18 protein-coding genes are annotated in these 16,696 nt (G+C 57.7%); 5 read left to right on the top strand and 13 right to left on the bottom strand.

Annotated elements, in window-relative coordinates; all coding sequences use genetic code 11:
* Positions 1 to 9: 9 nt before the first annotated feature.
* From TU74_RS12640 to murJ, 5 genes are all read right to left on the bottom strand, one after another.
* Entirely contained in the window at positions 10 to 447 is a 438-nt protein-coding gene (locus tag TU74_RS12640) for an FKBP-type peptidyl-prolyl cis-trans isomerase (RefSeq protein WP_047273608.1), read from the bottom strand.
* Positions 440 to 958: a signal peptidase II gene (gene lspA, locus TU74_RS12635; protein ID WP_047273606.1), complete on the bottom strand. Its 519-nt coding sequence runs from the start codon at positions 956 to 958 to the stop codon at positions 440 to 442. Before lspA ends, TU74_RS12640 begins: the two co-directional genes overlap by 8 nt.
* Positions 951 to 3,782 carry an isoleucine--tRNA ligase gene (gene ileS, locus TU74_RS12630; protein ID WP_048376757.1) on the bottom strand — a complete coding sequence of 944 codons (2,832 nt, stop codon included), beginning with the start codon at positions 3,780 to 3,782 and terminating at the stop codon, positions 951 to 953. Before ileS ends, lspA begins: the two co-directional genes overlap by 8 nt.
* The gene (ribF, locus tag TU74_RS12625; RefSeq protein ID WP_047273602.1) at positions 3,779 to 4,729 is read right to left on the bottom strand and encodes a bifunctional riboflavin kinase/FAD synthetase; all 951 of its coding nucleotides are present in this window, start codon (positions 4,727 to 4,729) and stop codon (positions 3,779 to 3,781) included. The genes ileS and ribF overlap by 4 nt, the downstream gene beginning before the upstream one ends.
* 117 nt (positions 4,730 to 4,846) lie before the next feature.
* The gene (gene murJ / locus TU74_RS12620) at positions 4,847 to 6,385 is read right to left on the bottom strand and encodes a murein biosynthesis integral membrane protein MurJ (RefSeq protein ID WP_048376756.1); all 1,539 of its coding nucleotides are present in this window, start codon (positions 6,383 to 6,385) and stop codon (positions 4,847 to 4,849) included.
* A 251-nt stretch (positions 6,386 to 6,636) separates the two neighbouring features.
* On the opposite strand from murJ, the gene rpsT reads away from it, so the two are divergent.
* Positions 6,637 to 6,915, top strand: a complete 279-nt coding sequence (rpsT, locus tag TU74_RS12615) for a 30S ribosomal protein S20 (RefSeq protein ID WP_003443902.1) — start codon at positions 6,637 to 6,639, stop codon at positions 6,913 to 6,915.
* Positions 6,916 to 7,053: 138 nt separating this feature from the next.
* Here rpsT and TU74_RS12610 read toward each other — a convergent pair whose 3' ends face one another.
* The 5 genes from TU74_RS12610 to rplU all read right to left on the bottom strand — a co-directional run bounded on the left by TU74_RS12610 (position 7,054) and on the right by rplU (position 10,816).
* The gene (locus TU74_RS12610; protein WP_047273598.1) at positions 7,054 to 7,515 is read right to left on the bottom strand and encodes a CreA family protein; all 462 of its coding nucleotides are present in this window, start codon (positions 7,513 to 7,515) and stop codon (positions 7,054 to 7,056) included.
* 13 nt (positions 7,516 to 7,528) lie between these two features.
* Positions 7,529 to 8,647 (bottom strand): glutamate 5-kinase, encoded by a 1,119-nt coding sequence (gene proB / locus TU74_RS12605; RefSeq protein WP_048376783.1) that lies wholly within the window; start codon positions 8,645 to 8,647, stop codon positions 7,529 to 7,531.
* 123 nt (positions 8,648 to 8,770) lie between these two features.
* Positions 8,771 to 9,997: an Obg family GTPase CgtA gene (gene cgtA, locus TU74_RS12600; RefSeq protein WP_048376755.1), complete on the bottom strand. Its 1,227-nt coding sequence runs from the start codon at positions 9,995 to 9,997 to the stop codon at positions 8,771 to 8,773.
* A 194-nt stretch (positions 9,998 to 10,191) separates the two neighbouring features.
* On the bottom strand, positions 10,192 to 10,467 hold the full coding sequence (gene rpmA / locus TU74_RS12595) for a 50S ribosomal protein L27 (RefSeq protein WP_047273595.1): 276 nt from the start codon (positions 10,465 to 10,467) through the stop codon (positions 10,192 to 10,194).
* Positions 10,468 to 10,501: 34 nt separating this feature from the next.
* A complete protein-coding gene (gene rplU / locus TU74_RS12590) occupies positions 10,502 to 10,816 on the bottom strand; it encodes a 50S ribosomal protein L21 (protein ID WP_007901869.1) in 315 nt (104 codons plus the stop codon).
* A gap of 241 nt (positions 10,817 to 11,057) precedes the next feature.
* Here rplU and TU74_RS12585 point away from each other — a divergent pair, with 241 nt between their 5' ends.
* The 3 genes from TU74_RS12585 (at position 11,058) to TU74_RS12575 (ending at position 13,026) form a co-directional block, all read left to right on the top strand.
* The gene (locus tag TU74_RS12585) at positions 11,058 to 12,026 is read left to right on the top strand and encodes a polyprenyl synthetase family protein (protein WP_047273592.1); all 969 of its coding nucleotides are present in this window, start codon (positions 11,058 to 11,060) and stop codon (positions 12,024 to 12,026) included.
* 154 nt (positions 12,027 to 12,180) lie between these two features.
* On the top strand, positions 12,181 to 12,522 hold the full coding sequence (locus TU74_RS12580; protein ID WP_047273590.1) for a zinc ribbon domain-containing protein YjdM: 342 nt from the start codon (positions 12,181 to 12,183) through the stop codon (positions 12,520 to 12,522).
* A 231-nt stretch (positions 12,523 to 12,753) separates the two neighbouring features.
* A complete protein-coding gene (locus TU74_RS12575) occupies positions 12,754 to 13,026 on the top strand; it encodes a PA4570 family protein (protein WP_047273588.1) in 273 nt (90 codons plus the stop codon).
* Between the two features lie 61 nt (positions 13,027 to 13,087).
* Here TU74_RS12575 and TU74_RS12570 read toward each other — a convergent pair whose 3' ends face one another.
* Positions 13,088 to 13,705, bottom strand: coding sequence for a BamJ family beta-barrel-assembly machinery protein (locus TU74_RS12570; RefSeq protein ID WP_047273586.1), 618 nt, complete (start codon positions 13,703 to 13,705; stop codon positions 13,088 to 13,090).
* 143 nt (positions 13,706 to 13,848) lie between these two features.
* Positions 13,849 to 14,337, bottom strand: coding sequence for a TIGR00645 family protein (locus TU74_RS12565; protein ID WP_047273583.1), 489 nt, complete (start codon positions 14,335 to 14,337; stop codon positions 13,849 to 13,851).
* 142 nt (positions 14,338 to 14,479) lie between these two features.
* Here TU74_RS12565 and TU74_RS12560 point away from each other — a divergent pair, with 142 nt between their 5' ends.
* On the top strand, positions 14,480 to 16,312 hold the full coding sequence (locus TU74_RS12560) for a hypothetical protein (RefSeq protein WP_048376754.1): 1,833 nt from the start codon (positions 14,480 to 14,482) through the stop codon (positions 16,310 to 16,312).
* 9 nt (positions 16,313 to 16,321) lie between these two features.
* On the opposite strand, the gene TU74_RS12555 is transcribed toward TU74_RS12560, so the two are convergent.
* Positions 16,322 to 16,639, bottom strand: a complete 318-nt coding sequence (locus TU74_RS12555) for a PA4575 family protein (protein ID WP_047273579.1) — start codon at positions 16,637 to 16,639, stop codon at positions 16,322 to 16,324.
* Positions 16,640 to 16,696 lie beyond the last annotated feature (57 nt).

Raw genomic sequence — 16,696 nt, 5'->3', positions numbered from 1 at the left:
GCACTGGATTTACAGCGCTTTGACGTCTTTGATTTCGACTTCGAAGGTCAGGGTTTTACCTGCCAGCGGATGGTTGAAATCGATGGTGACCTGGTCGTCGTCAAACGCTTTGACCACGCCAGGCAACTCGGTGTTTGCGGCGTCATTGAAGATCACCAGCAACCCTTCCGACAGTTCCATGTCCTTGAACTGCGAGCGCGCAATAATCTGCACATTTTGCGGATTGGGCTGACCGAATGCATTCTCCGGCAGGATCTCAAGTGTCCGCTTGTCGCCTGCCTTGAAGCCGAAAATAGCCGCTTCAAAACCCGGCAACAGATTGCCATCACCGACTTTGAACGTTGCAGGGTCTTTGTCGAACGTACTGTCGACCGTGTCGCCATTCTCCAGGCGCAAAGCGAAATGCAGGGTGACTTCCGTGTTCTGGCCAATACGAGGCTCAGTCATGAACGGGTTCTCCGGACTTTTTACTTTTGAACATATCCAGTGCCAGCATTACCGCACCCACACAGATTGCGCTGTCGGCAAAGTTGAATGCAGGGAAGTACCAGCGGTTTTGCCAGTGCACGAGAATGAAGTCGATGACATGGCCATAGGCAATGCGGTCATACAAGTTGCCCAATGCCCCGCCGAGGATCAACGCCAGCGCAATGGCCAGCCACGTATCGTCACGCCCCAGGCGTTTGAGCCAGACCACCAGTACGGCGCTGACCACCACGGCAATCAGGGCAAACAGCCAGCGCTGCCAGCCGGCACTGTCAGCCAGGAAGCTGAAGGCTGCGCCCGTGTTGTAGGCCAGCGTCCAACTGAAGTAATCCGGAATGATGACGACCTGTTGATACATCTGTAATGCGCTGTCGAAATAAACCTTGCTGGCCTGGTCAATGACCAGGACCAGCAGGGTCAACCACAACCAGCTCAGGCGCCCGAAGCGCCCGGCAGTGCGGGCATCAGGCATAGTGACGTACCTCGCCGGCGCCGCTGATGTTGTCCACACAGCGGCCGCAGATTTCCGGATGCTCCGGGTTCACGCCAACGTCTTCACGGCAATGCCAGCAACGGGCGCACTTGGCGTGGGCAGATTTGACCACTTTGAGCTTCAGGCCTGGCACCTCAGTCACCACCGCATCCGCCGGGGCCGATGCAAACGGCGCAACGCTGGCTGTGGAGGTGATCAGCACGAAGCGCAGCTCATTGCTCAGCTTGGTGAGATCGGCTGCCAGTTCATCTTCGGCGAACAAGGTGACTTCAGCCTGCAAGTTGCCACCAATGGCCTTGGCCGCGCGCAGGTTTTCCATTTCCTTGTTGACCGCGACCTTGACCGCCATGATCCGCTCCCAATAAGCGCGGTCCAGTTCAGTCCCTTCAGGCAGCTCGGTCAGGCCCTGATACCAGGTATTGAGCATCACCGATTCGTTGCGCTCGCCCGGCAGGTATTGCCACAACTCGTCGGCAGTGAACGCCAGGATCGGAGCGATCCAGCGCACCAGCGCTTCGGAGATATGAAACAACGCGGTCTGGCATGAGCGACGGGCCTTGCTGTTGGCGCCCGTGGTGTACTGACGGTCTTTGATGATGTCGAGGTAGAAACCGCCCAGCTCTTGCACGCAGAAGTTGTGCACTTTGGAGTACACGTTCCAGAAGCGGTATTCACCGTAGTGAAGTTCCAGCTCGCGTTGCAGCAGCAGTGCGCGGTCCACAGCCCAACGGTCCAGTGCCAGCATTTCTTCGGCAGGCAGGATGTCGGTGGCCGGATTGAAACCGGTCAGGTTCGACAGCAAGAAGCGTGCAGTGTTGCGGATACGTCGGTAGGCATCGGCGCTACGTTGCAGGATCTGGTCGGAGACCGCGATCTCGCCCGAGTAGTCCGTCGACGCGACCCACAGGCGCATGATGTCGGCGCCCAGCGTGTCGTTGACTTTCTGTGGCGCAATCACGTTACCCAAGGATTTGGACATCTTGCGACCGGCCTCGTCCACGGTGAAACCATGGGTCAGCAGTTCGCGATAAGGCGCGTGATTGTCGATGGCGCAACCGGTCAGCAACGAAGAGTGGAACCAGCCGCGGTGCTGGTCGGAACCTTCGAGGTACAAGTCGGCGCGCGGGCCGGTTTCATGGCCCATCGGGTGTGAGCCGCGCAGCACGTGCCAGTGCGTGGTGCCCGAGTCGAACCAGACGTCCAGGGTGTCAGAGATCTTGTCGTACAATGGCGCTTCATCGCCCAGCAACTCGGCGGCGTCCATCTTGAACCAGGCTTCAATCCCTTCACGCTCAACGCGCTTGGCGACTTCTTCCATCATTTCGACGGTACGCGGGTACAGCTCGCCGCTTTCCTTGTTCAGGAAGAACGGGATCGGCACGCCCCAGTTGCGTTGACGCGAGATGCACCAGTCCGGACGGTTGGCAATCATCGAGTGCAGGCGCGCCTGACCCCAGGCCGGAACGAACTGGGTGTCTTCAATGGCCTGCAACGCGCGGGTGCGCAAGGTATCGCCGGCTACCGGCTCTTTGTCCATACCGATGAACCACTGCGCAGTGGCGCGGTAGATCAGCGGGGTTTTGTGACGCCAGCAGTGCATGTAGCTGTGGCTGATGGTTTCGGTGTGCATCAGCGCACCGACTTCAGTCAGTTTTTCAACAATGGCCGGATTGGCTTTCCAGATGAACTGGCCGCCAAAAAACTCGAGCGACGGCACGTAAACACCGTTGCTTTGAACCGGATTGATGATGTCATCGTTGACCATGCCGTAGGCTTTGCAGGTCACGAAGTCGTCTACGCCGTAGGCCGGAGCGGAGTGAACCACGCCAGTGCCCGCGCCCAGTTCGACATACTCGGCCAGATAAACAGGCGACAGACGATCATAGAACGGGTGACGGAAGTTGATCAGTTCGAGCGCGGCACCGGTGGTGGTGGCAATGACCGAACCTTCCAGGTTGTAGCGTGCCAGGCACGCTTCGACCAGCTCTTCAGCCAGCACCAGCAGCTTGTCACCGACATCGACCAGCGCGTAGTTGAACTCCGGGTGCACGTTGAGCGCCTGGTTGGCCGGGATGGTCCACGGGGTGGTGGTCCAGATCACGATCGAAGCCGGTTTGCTCAAGGCCGCCAGACCGAAAGCCTCAGCCAGCTTGGCTTCGTCGGCAATCGGGAACGCAACGTCGATGGTCGCGGATTTTTTGTCCTGATATTCAACTTCAGCTTCAGCCAATGCCGAGCCGCAGTCGAAACACCAGTTCACAGGCTTAAGGCCCTTGAACACGAAGCCCGCCTTGACGATTTCAGCCAAGGCGCGGATTTCACCGGCTTCGTTCTTGAAATCCATGGTTTTGTACGGGTTGGCAAAGTCACCCAACACACCCAGACGGATGAACTCGGATTTCTGGCCTTCGATCTGCTCGGTGGCGTAGGCACGGCACAGCTCGCGGGTTTTATCCGCAGGCAGGTTTTTGCCGTGGGTCACTTCAACCTTGTGCTCAATCGGCAAACCGTGGCAATCCCAGCCCGGCACGTACGGCGCATCGAAACCGGCAAGGGTTTTCGAGCGAATGATCATGTCCTTGAGGATCTTGTTCAGCGCGTGACCGATGTGGATCGTGCCGTTGGCGTACGGAGGACCGTCATGAAGAACGAACTTCGGACGATCCTTGCCAATCTCGCGCAACTTCCCGTACAGGCCAATGCTGTCCCAGCGCTGCAAAATTTGCGGTTCGCGCTGTGGCAGGCCGGCCTTCATTGGGAAGGCTGTGTCCGGAAGGTTTAGCGTGGCTTTGTAGTCGGTCATTTCAGGCTCTTTTTAAGCGGTTGACCCTGCCAATAGGCTCGGGCGGCGGCGACGTCCGCATTGATCGCCGTCTTGAGCGCCTCCAGGGAGGCGAAACGCTGCTCATCACGCAGCTTGTGGTGGAATGCCACGGTCAGGCGCCGGTCATACAGATCACCGGTGTAATCCAATAGATGTACTTCAAGATGGGCACTGCCATCCCCTGAAACGGTGGGCCGCACGCCAATATTGGCGACGCCGGGCCAGGTTTTGCCGTCGATATCGACACTGGCCAGGTAAACCCCGGTCAGCGGCACGCGACGACGCTTTAATTGAACGTTGGCCGTTGGCGTGCCGAGTTGACGCGCCAGTTTCTGCCCGTGCAACACGCGTCCGGCGATCTGGAACGGACGCCCGAGCAAACGCTCGGCGAGGGCGAAATCAGCATCGGCCAGTGCATCACGCACTTTGGTGCTGCTGACGCGCATACCGTCAAGCTCAACGGTTTGCGCCGCCTCGACGGTGAAACCTTGCGTGAGGCCCGCCTGTTGCAGGAAATCAAAATCTCCAACCCGGTCACACCCGAAACGGAAGTCGTCCCCGACCTCAAGGTGCTGCACGCCCAGACCATTGACCAGAATCGTGTCAACGAACTCGGCAGCGCTGAGTTTGCTTAAACGCTGATTGAAGGCCAGGCACAGTACCCGATCCACACCGGCGTCTGCCAATAGCTGCAGTTTGTCACGCAAACGCGCCAGACGTGCCGGCGCGGTTTGCGGGGCAAAGAATTCGCGCGGCTGGGGTTCAAAAATCACCACGCAGCTGGGCACACCCAACTCCAGCGCACGTTCACGCAGCCGGCCCAGGATTGCCTGGTGACCACGGTGTACACCGTCAAAGTTGCCAATAGTGGCGACACAGCCCCGATGTTGGGGCCGCAGATTGTGAAGGCCTCGAACCAGCTGCATAACGCGCTTCTTGCTCATAAAGTGGCCGATTATAACCACACCCAGCCTGCTACAACAGGCAACAGCGCAAGGCATTTAGGCCAAACCCCTAAAACAGACGCCTGACCGGTCATAACCTTACATAAGGGACTTGCGGGCGAAATCCTTCAAACGCAAGCCCAGGACCAGCAACATACCGAAATAAGCCAGCACGCCAGCGACGACCAAAGCCCCCAAGCGCAAAAAACGCTCCAGCATATGGCCTTGGTCCCATGCGGGCATCAGTTGCATCAAGCACAGCAAAACGCCCGACATGACAGCAACTGCCAGAACCAGCTTGAATAGGTATTTAGCCCACCCCGGCTGCGCTACAAACAGTTTTTGACTGCGCAGCTGCCAAAACAGCAGGCCGGCGTTAATACAGGCCCCCACACTGATGGCCAACGCCAGGCCCGCATGCTGCAACGGCACAATGAATACCAGGTTCAACAGCTGGGTCACAATCAAAGTGAAGACCGCAATTTTGACCGGCGTACGGATATTTTGTTGAGCATAGAAGCCCGGAGCCAGCACCTTGATCAGAATAATACCGAGCAAACCGACCGAGTAAGCAATCAGCGCCTGCTGGGTCATGACCGCGTCACGGGCACTGAACTCACCGTACTGGAACAATGAAACCGTCAGCGGCTCGGACAAAATGGCCAGCGCGAGGGCGCACGGCAACACCAATACAAAACACAGGCGCAGCCCCCAGTCGAGAATCCGCGAATACTCATGCCGGTCTTTATTGGCGTAGGTCTTGGACAACGTTGGCAAAAGGATCGTCCCCAGCGCCACGCCCAGCACACCCGACGGCAACTCCATCAAACGGTCCGCGTAGTACATCCACGACACCGAACCTGCGACCAGAAAGGACGCAAAGATGGTGTTGATGATCAGGGAGATCTGACTGACCGAAACCCCCAGGATGGCTGGCAACATTTGCTTCATCACCCGCCACACGCCGGTATCGCGCAAATTGAGGCGAGGCAGCACGAGCATGCCGATCTTTTTAAGGTGCGGCAGTTGAAACAATAACTGCGCCAGACCACCGGCCAGCACGGCCCAGCCAAGGGCCATCACGGGCGGATCAAAATAAGGTGTCAGGAACAGCGCAAAAATAATCATGCTGACATTGAGCAGAGTCGGTACAAACGCCGGAACCGAGAAACGGTTCCAGGTGTTCAGGATCGCGCCCGCCAGCGACGACAACGAAATCAGCAATATATAAGGGAAGGTCACCCGCAGCATGTCACTGGTGAGCTGAAATTTTTCCGGCGTGGTGGCAAATCCCGGCGCCGTCGCCCAGATCACCCAGGGCGCGGCCAGCATCCCCAGGATCGTGACAATCGCTAACACCAGCGTCAGCAAACCGGCCACATACGCCACGAAAGTGCGGGTCGCCTCCTCGCCCTGCTGATTTTTGTATTCCGCAAGAATGGGCACGAACGCTTGAGAAAAGGCCCCTTCAGCGAAGATGCGGCGCAACAGATTGGGCAGCTTGAAGGCGATGAAGAACGCATCCGTGGCCATACCGGCGCCAAAGGTGCGGGCAATGATGGTGTCTCGGATAAAGCCCAAAACCCTTGAAATCATGGTGATGGAACTGACGGCAGCCAACGACTTGAGCAAATTCATTGAAAGAGTTTTTGCCTATAGAGAAAAAGAGCAGGCGAACAAAGCGTCCACTTATGCGATACTGCGCGCCGCAACAGCACAGAGCCAAGCTCGCGAGTTTACAGGTCAAGCGCCGGAAATAAATCTCCCGTCTCCCTCGATCAACCACTCAGCGGATCGTATCAAACGCCCTTGACAAGCCTTCACGTCATCGGCATGATTCGCGGCCTATTTTGTTTGCTATTTTCTAAAGTCTTTCGAGGAGCTCGACGGTGGCCAACACACCTTCCGCCAAAAAACGTGCAAAACAGGCTGAGAAGCGTCGCAGCCACAACGCCAGCCTGCGTTCCATGGTTCGCACCTACATCAAGAATGTAGTTAAAGCCATCGACGCAAAAGACGCCGCTAAAGCACAAGCTGCTTATGTTCTGGCTGTTCCTGTTATCGACCGTATGGCCGATAAAGGCATCATCCACAAGAACAAAGCTGCTCGTCATAAGAGCCGTCTGAATGGCCACGTCAAGGCGTTGAACCTTGCGACCGCCGCTTAAGCGTTAAGCTTTTTAAAAAACCGACCTCAGGGTCGGTTTTTTATTGCCTGCGATTTAGACCACACACCACCACCCTGGCCGCCACCACAAAAACACAGGCAAAAAAAAGCTGCGATTAACGCAGCCTTTTTATAAAAGTTACTGATGCGGCCACGGCAGAATCGGGATCGCCGTTACTGCATTCTGCGGACTGCCTTCAATCAGGCGATCGCTGTACACCAGGTACACCAGCGTATTGCGTTTTTTGTCGAGGAAGCGCACCACCTGCATGGTTTTGAACACCAGCGAGGTGCGCTCCTTGAAGACCTCATCACCGTCTTTGAGATCCCCCTTGAAGCTGATCGGACCCGTCTGGCGACACGCCAGCGAAGCCTCTGCACGGTCCTCCGCCAACCCCAGACCACCTTTCATGCCACCCGTTTTAGCGCGGGACAGATAGCAGGTCACGCCTTCGACCTTGGGATCATCGAACGCCTCGACCACAATGCGGTCGTTAGGGCCAACCAGCTTAAACACGGTCGATACCGTGCCAATCTCTTCCGCCGATGCCAGTAACGGCATGGCCAACATCAAACCCAGCAACCCTTTAATCAAACGCATTCAAACCTCACATTCAAACCAGAATCAGGTTATCGCGATGAACCAGCTCCGGTTCCGCCATATACCCCAACAAGCTGACAATCGCATCCGACGACTGCCCGATAATTTTTTGCGCTTCCGCAGCGCTGTAGTTGGCCAGCCCGCGGGCAACTTCTCGGCCGTCCGGCGCTACGCACACCACCATTTCTCCGCGACGAAAACCACCCTGAACCGCCTTGACGCCCACCGGCAACAGGCTTTTATGGCCCTGCGACAGGGCCGCGACAGCCCCTTCGTCCAGCACCAGCGTGCCGCGCGTTTGCAGATGCCCTGCCAGCCACTGCTTGCGCGCTGCCAGCATGCCGCGTTCCGGCGATAACAAGGTGCCAATGCGCTCACCCGCTTTAAGACGATCCAGCACCCGTTCCAGACGCCCGCCCACAATAATGGTGTGCGCCCCGGAACGCGCCGCCAGACGGGCCGCACGCAACTTGGTCTGCATGCCCCCGCGCCCCAGCGCACCACCCGTGCCGCCCGCCACCGCATCCAGCGCCGGGTCATCCGCGCGCGCTTCATAAATCATTTGCGCGTCAGGGTTCGTGCGCGGATCCGCATCAAACATGCCGTCGCGGTCGGTCAGGATCACCAACAGATCGGCTTCGACCAGGTTGGCCACCAGCGCCGCCAGGGTGTCGTTGTCACCGAAACGAATCTCATCGGTCACCACCGTGTCGTTTTCGTTGATGACTGGGATCACGCCCAACTCCACCAGGGCACGCAAAGTACTGCGAGCATTCAGGTAACGCTTGCGATCAGACAAATCGTCATGGGTCAGCAGAATTTGCGCAGTGTGGCGCGAGTGCTCAGCAAAGCTCGACTCCCAGGCCTGCACCAACCCCATCTGGCCGATGGCTGCCGCTGCTTGCAGCTCATGCATGGCACTCGGTCGCACCGTCCACCCCAAGCGGCTCATCCCGGCCGCCACCGCGCCCGAAGACACCAACACCAACTCAACGCCAGCTTCGTGCAGGGCCACCATTTGCTCGACCCACACACCCATTGCCGCGCGATCCAGACCTTTGCCATCTGCCGTCAGCAGTGCGCTGCCGATCTTGACGACCCAACGCTGCGCACCTGTCACCTTGCTCCGCATCATGTTCCAACCTATGCCTGAGAGCAGCGCGACCGAGCGCTACCCGTGGAATTTTTGTGATTACCGTTTCGTAGATGCTAAAACGCCGCTCAATTGAGCGGCGCTGTAGTTTACTGCAACGAATCAGTCGCGGACGTAAATGATTTCTGGACCATCGTCGTCTTCAACATCTTCTTCATCCCAGTCATCGTCACCGATGTCGTGGACGCTCTTCACGCCACTGCGACGCAGGGCACGCTTGTCATCCAGCGCCTGCAACTGCGCACGCGCCTCATCTTCAATGCGCTGATCCAGCTCGGCCAGCTCTTCCTTATAGGCAGGATCATTGGCCAGGCGGTCTGCGCGATCTTCGAGGTAGCGCATGATGTCGTGGCACAGCTTGTCAGTGCCGATTTTGGCAATAGCCGAAATCACATACACAGGACCGGTCCACTCAAGGCGATCAACCACCTCTTTCACCACCGCATCGTGCTCTTCCTGAGGCAGCGAATCGCACTTGTTCAAGACCAGCCAGCGATCACGATCAGCCAGGGCCGGGCTGAACTTGGTCAGCTCGTTAACGATGACTTCAGCGGTATCGGCAGCGCTTTCCGAGCCTTCGACCGGAGCCATGTCCACGAGGTGCAGAAGCAAGCGGGTACGCGCCAAATGCTTGAGGAAACGAATCCCCAGGCCTGCGCCATCAGAGGCGCCTTCAATCAACCCCGGGATGTCAGCAACGACAAAGCTTTTCCAGCGATCGACACTGACCACACCCAGGTTGGGCACCAGCGTGGTGAACGGATAATCCGCCACCTTTGGCTTGGCCGCAGACACCGAACGGATAAAGGTACTTTTACCAGCATTCGGCAAGCCCAGCAGACCGACGTCAGCCAGTACTTTCAACTCAAGCTTCAAGTCCCGCTGCTCACCCGGCTTGCCCGGCGTGGTTTGGCGCGGCGCGCGGTTGGTACTGGATTTGAAGCGCGTGTTGCCCAGACCGTGCCAGCCGCCCTGAACCACCATCAGCTTCTGACCCGCCTTGGTCAGGTCGCCAATCACTTCTTGCGTGCCAGCATCAATGACGGTCGTACCGACCGGCACACGCAGGATCAGATCGTCACCCTTGCGCCCCGTGCAATCGGTACTACCGCCGTTCGAGCCACGCTGGGCATCGAAGTGACGGGTGTAACGGTAGTCAACCAGGGTGTTGAGGTTTTCGTCGGCGACCATATAGATCGAGCCGCCATCACCACCATCACCCCCGTTAGGGCCACCGTTTTCGATGAATTTCTCACGACGGAAACTCATGCAACCGTTACCACCGTCGCCCGCTTTTACCTTGATCGATACTTCATCAACAAACTTCATAACAAAACGCCTCTCGTCATCAGGACGAGCCGATAAACATAAGACATAAGACTCTTGCAAAAATGAGCGCAGCGACCTCAATCAACGACCGTTAAATCCAGCGCCAGCAGCCCATACAAACAGTTTTGCAAGAGACTCATCCCACAAACGAAAAAGCCCCGTCGCAAGACAGGGCTCTTCCAGCTACCAAGCTATTACGCTGCGACGACTTCAGTCTTCGGAACGATGCTTACATAGCGACGACCGAAGGCGCCTTTAACCTGGAACTTGATCACGCCTTCCACTTTCGCGAACAGGGTGTGATCTTTGCCCATACCAACGCCGTAGCCAGCGTGGAATTGGGTACCGCGCTGACGCACGATGATGTTGCCTGGAACGATAGCCTGGCCGCCATACATCTTCACGCCAAGGCGTTTGGCTTCTGAGTCGCGACCGTTACGGGTACTACCACCAGCTTTTTTGTGTGCCATGAGTCAATTCTCCTAGTGAGGAATTAGGCTGAAATTAAGCCTGAATACCGGTGATTTTGATCTCGGTGTACCACTGGCGGTGGCCCATACGCTTCATGTGGTGCTTACGACGACGGAACTTGATGATGCGGACTTTATCGTGACGACCTTGGGAGATCACTTCAGCCACAACAGTGGCGCCAGGAACAACTGGAGCGCCGATGTTCACGTCGTCGCCATTGGCGACCAACAGAACGCGATCAAAAGTTACGGATTCGCCGGTAGCGATTTCCAGTTTTTCGATCTTCAGGTATTCACCTGGAGCTACTTTGTACTGCTTGCCACCAGTAACGATTACTGCATACGACATGGTATTTCTCCGATAATCCTGCTCACCCAGCGCTTTATAGGTAAAGGTATTGGCTGGCATGGCTGCATGGGGCTGGAACGGCCCAAGTGCAATTGCGTAAGGCAGGTGCTGCCCAGGAAGTTCAGGGTGCGCGATTGTACGCAAGGCAAGAGGACGTTGCAAGGGGCCGCCCATCGCGCCTTGACAGGCCATCCCCCCCGACCTAGCATGCCGCGCAACCCTTCTGGAGCACCTGTCGCTGATGCAACCCCAAGCTTTCTACCGCGCGGTGGCGGACGATTTTAGCGCCGTCGACGGCATCATCAAGAAGCAGCTGACTTCACGCGTACCGCTGGTCTCAAAAATCGGCGACTACATTACTTCGGCCGGCGGTAAACGCCTGCGTCCTTTATTAGTGTTGCTCTGTGGCAAGGCGCTGGGCCGCGAAGGCGATGACTTGCGCCTGCTGGCGGCAACCATCGAGTTCCTGCACACCGCCACCCTGCTGCACGACGACGTGGTGGACATGTCCGGCATGCGCCGTGGCCGCAAGACCGCCAATGCGACGTGGGGCAACGCGCCGAGCGTACTGGTGGGCGACTTCCTGTACTCGCGCTCCTTCGAAATGATGGTTGAGCTGGGCTCGATGCCGGTGATGAAGATCCTGTCGCAAGCGACCCGCATCATTGCCGAAGGCGAAGTGCTGCAACTGTCAAAAGTGCGCGACGCCAGCACCACGGAAGAAACCTACATGGAAGTCATCCGCGGCAAAACCGCGATGCTCTTCGAGGCCTCGACCCACAGCGCGGCGGCTCTGGCCGGTGCAACACCCGAACAAAGCGAAGCATTGCGCATGTTCGGCGATCACCTGGGCGTGGCATTCCAACTGGTGGACGACCTGCTCGACTACCGCGGCGACGCCGAAACCTTGGGCAAGAACGTGGGTGACGACCTGGCTGAAGGCAAGCCGACGCTGCCCTTGATCTACACCATGCGCGAGGGCACGCCGGAACAAGCGGCACTGGTTCGTCAAGCCATCCAGAAAGGTGGCATTGAAGACCTGGAAAGCATCCGCGACGCGGTTGAAGCCTCCGGTTCGCTGGAATACACCGCACAACTGGCCCGCGACTTCGTTGCCCGCGCCATTGTTTGCCTTGAAGCCCTGCCGCCGAGCGAATACCGCGACGCGCTGGTCGAACTGAGCGAATTCGCGGTCGCCCGCACACACTGATCCACACCCGGCGTCAGCCGCTCCCGCTCCCAAGGCCTTCACACGAGGGTCTTGGGCTGTGACGCCAAGCGCATCCCCCCGCACTTTCCCCGCCCGCCGACAAAACCCTATACAATGCGTGCCTTTTAGCCATCCTGACTTTTAAGGAGCGCAAGTGAGCACTTTGCCACCCTGCCCGAAATGCAATTCCGAATACACCTACGAAGACGGCGTACAGTTGGTCTGCCCGGAATGCGCCCATGAGTGGTCTGCCAACGCTGAAGCGGAAGTCGACAGCGACGTAAAAGTCTACAAAGACTCCGCTGGCACTGTCCTGAACGATGGCGACACCATCACCGTGATCAAGGACCTGAAAATCAAAGGCACCTCGCTGGTGGTCAAAGTCGGCACCAAGGTCAAGAACATCCGCTTGTGCGATGGCGATCACGACATCGACTGCAAAATCGACGGCATCGGCCCAATGAAGCTCAAGTCCGAGTTCGTGCGTAAAGTCTGATTTCTGCGCCTTTCCTTCCTGCGCCTGGCGCAGGAAGGTGTTGTTTCCCCGCTCTGCTCCCTATCCCGCTTCCTCCCCTGCCACTGCCTGGTTCAACACGCGACATCAAATCGCCAGCCACTTTGACCGGTAGCAACGTCTTCGCAGAAAAACCGGAAATCCGCCAATAGGCACTTGCTATTAATTGAATAAGAATTATTCTCATTGATATCCATCAAGGAGATGACACCCATGACTTATTTAATAGACGCTTGGCTGGACCGACCACACCCGTACCTGCGAATCCTGCATCGGGAAACCGGGGAAGTGTGTGCCGTACTGGAAGAAGACGCGCTGACTGAATTGCAGGATCAGGGCGACCTGGATTTTTCAGGACTTAACTCAAGCGAGCCGGGAGTGCTTAAAGAGTTGGTGCGAAACTTGTTTCTATTCTGTTACGCCCGGGCGTTGCGCCCTGTCGGCTCGGCTGACACCCATGAGCACCAGGCCAAACTAGAACTATGAAGCCAAACGCGTAATGACGGGCTGGCCAACAACCCGTCATTACCGCTAAACCGTGGCGTTCTTACAGAACGTCCAGCAGCTCAACGTCGAATACCAGCACGCTGTGCGGTGCGATGCTGCCAACGCCTTGGGCGCCGTAAGCCAGTTCGCTCGGCACGTAGATACGCCATTTGCTGCCGGCGTTCATCAATTGCAGGGCTTCAGTCCAACCAGCGATCACGCCACCAACCGGGAACTCGGCAGGCTGGCCACGCTCGTAAGAGCTGTCGAACACAGTGCCGTCGATCAGAGTGCCGTGGTAGTGAACACGCACGGTGTCTTCACGGGATGGCTTAGCGCCTTCACCTGCTGTCACCACTTCGAATTGCAGGCCGGACGCCAGGGTGGTGATGCCGTCTTTCTTCGCGTTTTCAGCCAGGAAAGCCTTGCCTTCGCCCGCTGCGGCTTCGGCCTTGGCAGCCGCTTCAGCTTGCATGATCTCGCGGATCACTTTGAAGCTGGCGGACATTTCTTCCTGGCCAACACGGCTTTCTTTACCGGCGAACGCGTCGGTCAGGCCTGCCAGAATGGCATCCAGGCTAACGCCCGGCGGCGGGTTGTCGCGCAGTTGGTCGCCCAACTGACGGCCAATGCCGTAGCTGACGCGGGTTTCGTCGGTCGACAGATTTACTTCGGACATAACACTGCTCCGCTGTGGAACGCTGCAGGCCAGTCAACTGAACGACTGACCCAAACGCCCTGAACCAAAAAAGGGCGAGCAGACTAACACAGCCCCCAAAGCCTTCGCAGCCCGCGTTGTGCAGGCGCTACCGGCGCCCGGCCTCAATGCTTGGTGATCTTGTCCAGATACCCCATGGCAAATGCCGAGATCACAAATGTCATGTGGATAATCACGTACCACATCAGGTACTGGGGCTCGATATTGCGCGCATCCATGAACACCCGCAGCAGGTGAATCGAAGAGATCGCCACAATCGAGGCCGCGACTTTCATTTTCAGCGACGTGGAATCCATCGTGCCCAACCAGCTGAGCTTCTCTTTGTGCTCGTCGATGTCCAGTTGCGAAACGAAGTTCTCGTAACCCGAAATCATGACCATGACCAGCAAGCCACCCACCAGCGCCATGTCAATCAGCGACAGAATGACCAGGATCAAGTCCGACTCAGATAGCGCAAACACGTTCGGAATTACGTGAAACACTTCCTGGAAGAACTTCAACGCCAGCGCCAGCAGGCCCAGCGACAAACCAAAATAGATCGGCGCCAGAATCCAGCGCGACGCGTACATTGCATTTTCGATAAAGCGTTCCATTGAAACTCACAGGAAGTGAAAAAATGGGCGCGAGTATATCAGCGGGAATTCACTAGAGATAAAGCCCCGGACACAGTCTGTAAAAACTTTTTCTGCTAGCGTCCACCTACTCGGCATCGTTTACGGACAGGAAACCTGAAGAATGGATCTGCGATTCCCCTTGGCTGGTCTCGGACTCTCATTGGCGCTGCTCGCCACGGGAGGCTGCTCACCGGATGACCAACACCCGCTCGCCAGCCTGGAAGAAAGAACCGCCCAATTCGAACAGAACCTGGACACCATCAAAGACCAGCCACTCAAAGATGCCGTCGCCGACCTTGGCGGGTCGCTGCTGTTGCTGGAGCGGGCGCGGCTCAAGCTGCAAGACAAGCCGATTGAAACCGAATACACCACAGACGATCTGGCACTGCTCAACCACTACCCCAGCATTCAGGCGCTGACGGACACCTACATCAATGGCCTGTTTGTCCTGCGTAAAAATGCCAGTTCCGACTACCTGACCGATCTGGAGCCGGTGTTCCCCTTCCCGATCAACAGCGCCTCCGAATTCCCGTTCCCCCACGCTCTGGAATGGCAATCCGTCACCTTGAGCAATAAACAAGAGGTGCCGTTCCAGCCCGAGTGGTCCGAAACCGATCCCGGCATTCAGCTAAGCCCTTCGAGCGCCAACCTGAGCAACCCGGACGACCTGACCGTCACCTACCCTTACATCGACGGCGTTGAGACCGAAAACGGCCAGCAGCCGCAACCGGTGATGCTGCATGGCAAGGTAGAAGTGATTGCGCCGGGCAACGTCGTGCATTTCAAGCTCAACGGCAAAGACGTGGGCCAGACACTGACCGATGGCACCATCAGCGTGACCCTGTTAGCGCTGGGCAAAAACTTCGCTGAAGTCGAGATCCACAACAGCGCCGCGCCCGCCGAGGCTGTGGGGGACACCGAACTGAATCCCTTGATCATTCAGGCCCGCGATCAATCAGGCCAATTCCTCTCGCGCGCAGGCTCGATCAACGAAAATGCCGAGCAACTGGCGTTTTACCAGCAACAGCTGGCCGAGATGCTCAAGCAAACCGCCTGGAGCGAAGCCTTCGAACGACAGTTGGCAGACGAAGAAAAAGCCTTCGAGCAAAAACACCCCAACCACTACAGCAAGGTGTACTTCAACGGCTCTGTCGACACGCTGGACATCAGCGTCATGGACTTCTCCAGCGCCACAGTGACCCGCAAAGCCCTCGACCTGCCGGTACGTCGGCTCGATAAAACCGTGATCAGCAAAGAGGTTCAGCCCCTGCCGCTATCGGTCGTGGTGTACGACGACCAGGCGCCTGCGTACCTGAAAAACGCCAACCTCGACCCTGAGCGCTTCAAAAAGACCGTGACCATCAACCAGTCCATTGACGACGCCAGCGCCGCGACGCTGGAGTTCAGCCACCCCGCTACGTTTAATGACGAGTTGGTCGGCCTGCTGCCCGACGCCTCCCAAGCTCCGGTCACGTTCTTTGCCGAAGATGAAAGTGGCAAGCGCAGCGAGCCGCTGGAGCTGCCGGAAGAAGCCTTCGATGTCGACCCGCACACTGGCGTCATCACCTACGACCTGAACTTGTTCCCGGAAACCCCTGCCTACGCCATTGGCTCGATGCCCATGTACATCGCAGCAGTCGACAAGCAGGTGCTGAACATAGAGCACCTGCCCACAGGGCTGGAGCTTAAGGGCAACGCACTAATAGTCGATCAAAAGGCGTTCCCGTCGGATGCCTGGCGGTTCTACGCCAAGGACGCCACCGGCAACTACCTGAAGGAAGTGCTGGCCGTGAGCCACAGCGCAGAGGCAGAAGGCCCTGCGCTGTTTGACGTGCATTACTTCTATGGCCAGCCGACCCAACTGGAAAGCTATGCCCGCACCGACCTTACCCCCGTGGAATACGGCTTTGAGGTCAAGCTCGACAAGGTGCCGGAGGTCAATCCGCCCCACTGAAGCCTGCGATCAGCGAGACGCGTGACAGCGCGCTCCGTTGATTTGCCGTAGCTGGGCCTGCACATGCAGGCACCAGATCTGCGGATCATCCGCCAGCTCATAGCCGTGCAGGGTCAGGCTTTCGACGATGGATTCAAGGATGGTTTCGGCCGCGCTCGGGCCGGGGAACGGGCCCTGGGACTTGATCGTGGTGGGCTGCTCGCCCGCCAGTCCGGCAGCAAACAGCAACGTCCACATACCGGTGCCGCCTGCCAGGGGGCGTACGCTGCACTCGATACGCGTGACCAGCCCCAAGCATCGGCGGGTAAGACAAAGGTTGCGCGACATGGCGGCGACCCTCGGTGGTTCCTGTATTCAGCCGCACACAACGGGCTGCATCGTTCC

This window comes from Pseudomonas lundensis, from assembly GCF_001042985.1.
In the GTDB taxonomy this organism is placed as follows: Bacteria; Pseudomonadota; Gammaproteobacteria; order Pseudomonadales; family Pseudomonadaceae; genus Aquipseudomonas; species Aquipseudomonas lundensis.
Note: the sequence above shows the minus strand (reverse complement) of the source record. Positions and strands in the feature narration are given on the sequence as shown.

Excerpts from the sequence above, each read along its gene's own strand:
- TU74_RS12560 (WP_048376754.1), top strand. The coding sequence starts at position 14,480 with ATGGATCTGCGATTCCCCTTGGCTGGTCTCGGACTCTCATTGGCGCTG.
- TU74_RS12575 (WP_047273588.1), top strand. The coding sequence starts at position 12,754 with ATGACTTATTTAATAGACGCTTGGCTGGACCGACCACACCCGTACCTG.
- cgtA (WP_048376755.1), bottom strand. The coding sequence starts at position 9,997 with ATGAAGTTTGTTGATGAAGTATCGATCAAGGTAAAAGCGGGCGACGGT.
- TU74_RS12585 (WP_047273592.1), top strand. The coding sequence starts at position 11,058 with ATGCAACCCCAAGCTTTCTACCGCGCGGTGGCGGACGATTTTAGCGCC.
- lspA (WP_047273606.1), bottom strand. The coding sequence starts at position 958 with ATGCCTGATGCCCGCACTGCCGGGCGCTTCGGGCGCCTGAGCTGGTTG.
- TU74_RS12565 (WP_047273583.1), bottom strand. The coding sequence starts at position 14,337 with ATGGAACGCTTTATCGAAAATGCAATGTACGCGTCGCGCTGGATTCTG.
- rpmA (WP_047273595.1), bottom strand. The coding sequence starts at position 10,467 with ATGGCACACAAAAAAGCTGGTGGTAGTACCCGTAACGGTCGCGACTCA.
- TU74_RS12640 (WP_047273608.1), bottom strand. The coding sequence starts at position 447 with ATGACTGAGCCTCGTATTGGCCAGAACACGGAAGTCACCCTGCATTTC.
- TU74_RS12610 (WP_047273598.1), bottom strand. The coding sequence starts at position 7,515 with ATGCGTTTGATTAAAGGGTTGCTGGGTTTGATGTTGGCCATGCCGTTA.
- proB (WP_048376783.1), bottom strand. The coding sequence starts at position 8,647 with ATGCGGAGCAAGGTGACAGGTGCGCAGCGTTGGGTCGTCAAGATCGGC.
- TU74_RS12555 (WP_047273579.1), bottom strand. The coding sequence starts at position 16,639 with ATGTCGCGCAACCTTTGTCTTACCCGCCGATGCTTGGGGCTGGTCACG.
- ileS (WP_048376757.1), bottom strand. The coding sequence starts at position 3,782 with ATGACCGACTACAAAGCCACGCTAAACCTTCCGGACACAGCCTTCCCA.
- rplU (WP_007901869.1), bottom strand. The coding sequence starts at position 10,816 with ATGTCGTATGCAGTAATCGTTACTGGTGGCAAGCAGTACAAAGTAGCT.
- murJ (WP_048376756.1), bottom strand. The coding sequence starts at position 6,385 with ATGAATTTGCTCAAGTCGTTGGCTGCCGTCAGTTCCATCACCATGATT.
- TU74_RS12570 (WP_047273586.1), bottom strand. The coding sequence starts at position 13,705 with ATGTCCGAAGTAAATCTGTCGACCGACGAAACCCGCGTCAGCTACGGC.
- ribF (WP_047273602.1), bottom strand. The coding sequence starts at position 4,729 with ATGCAGCTGGTTCGAGGCCTTCACAATCTGCGGCCCCAACATCGGGGC.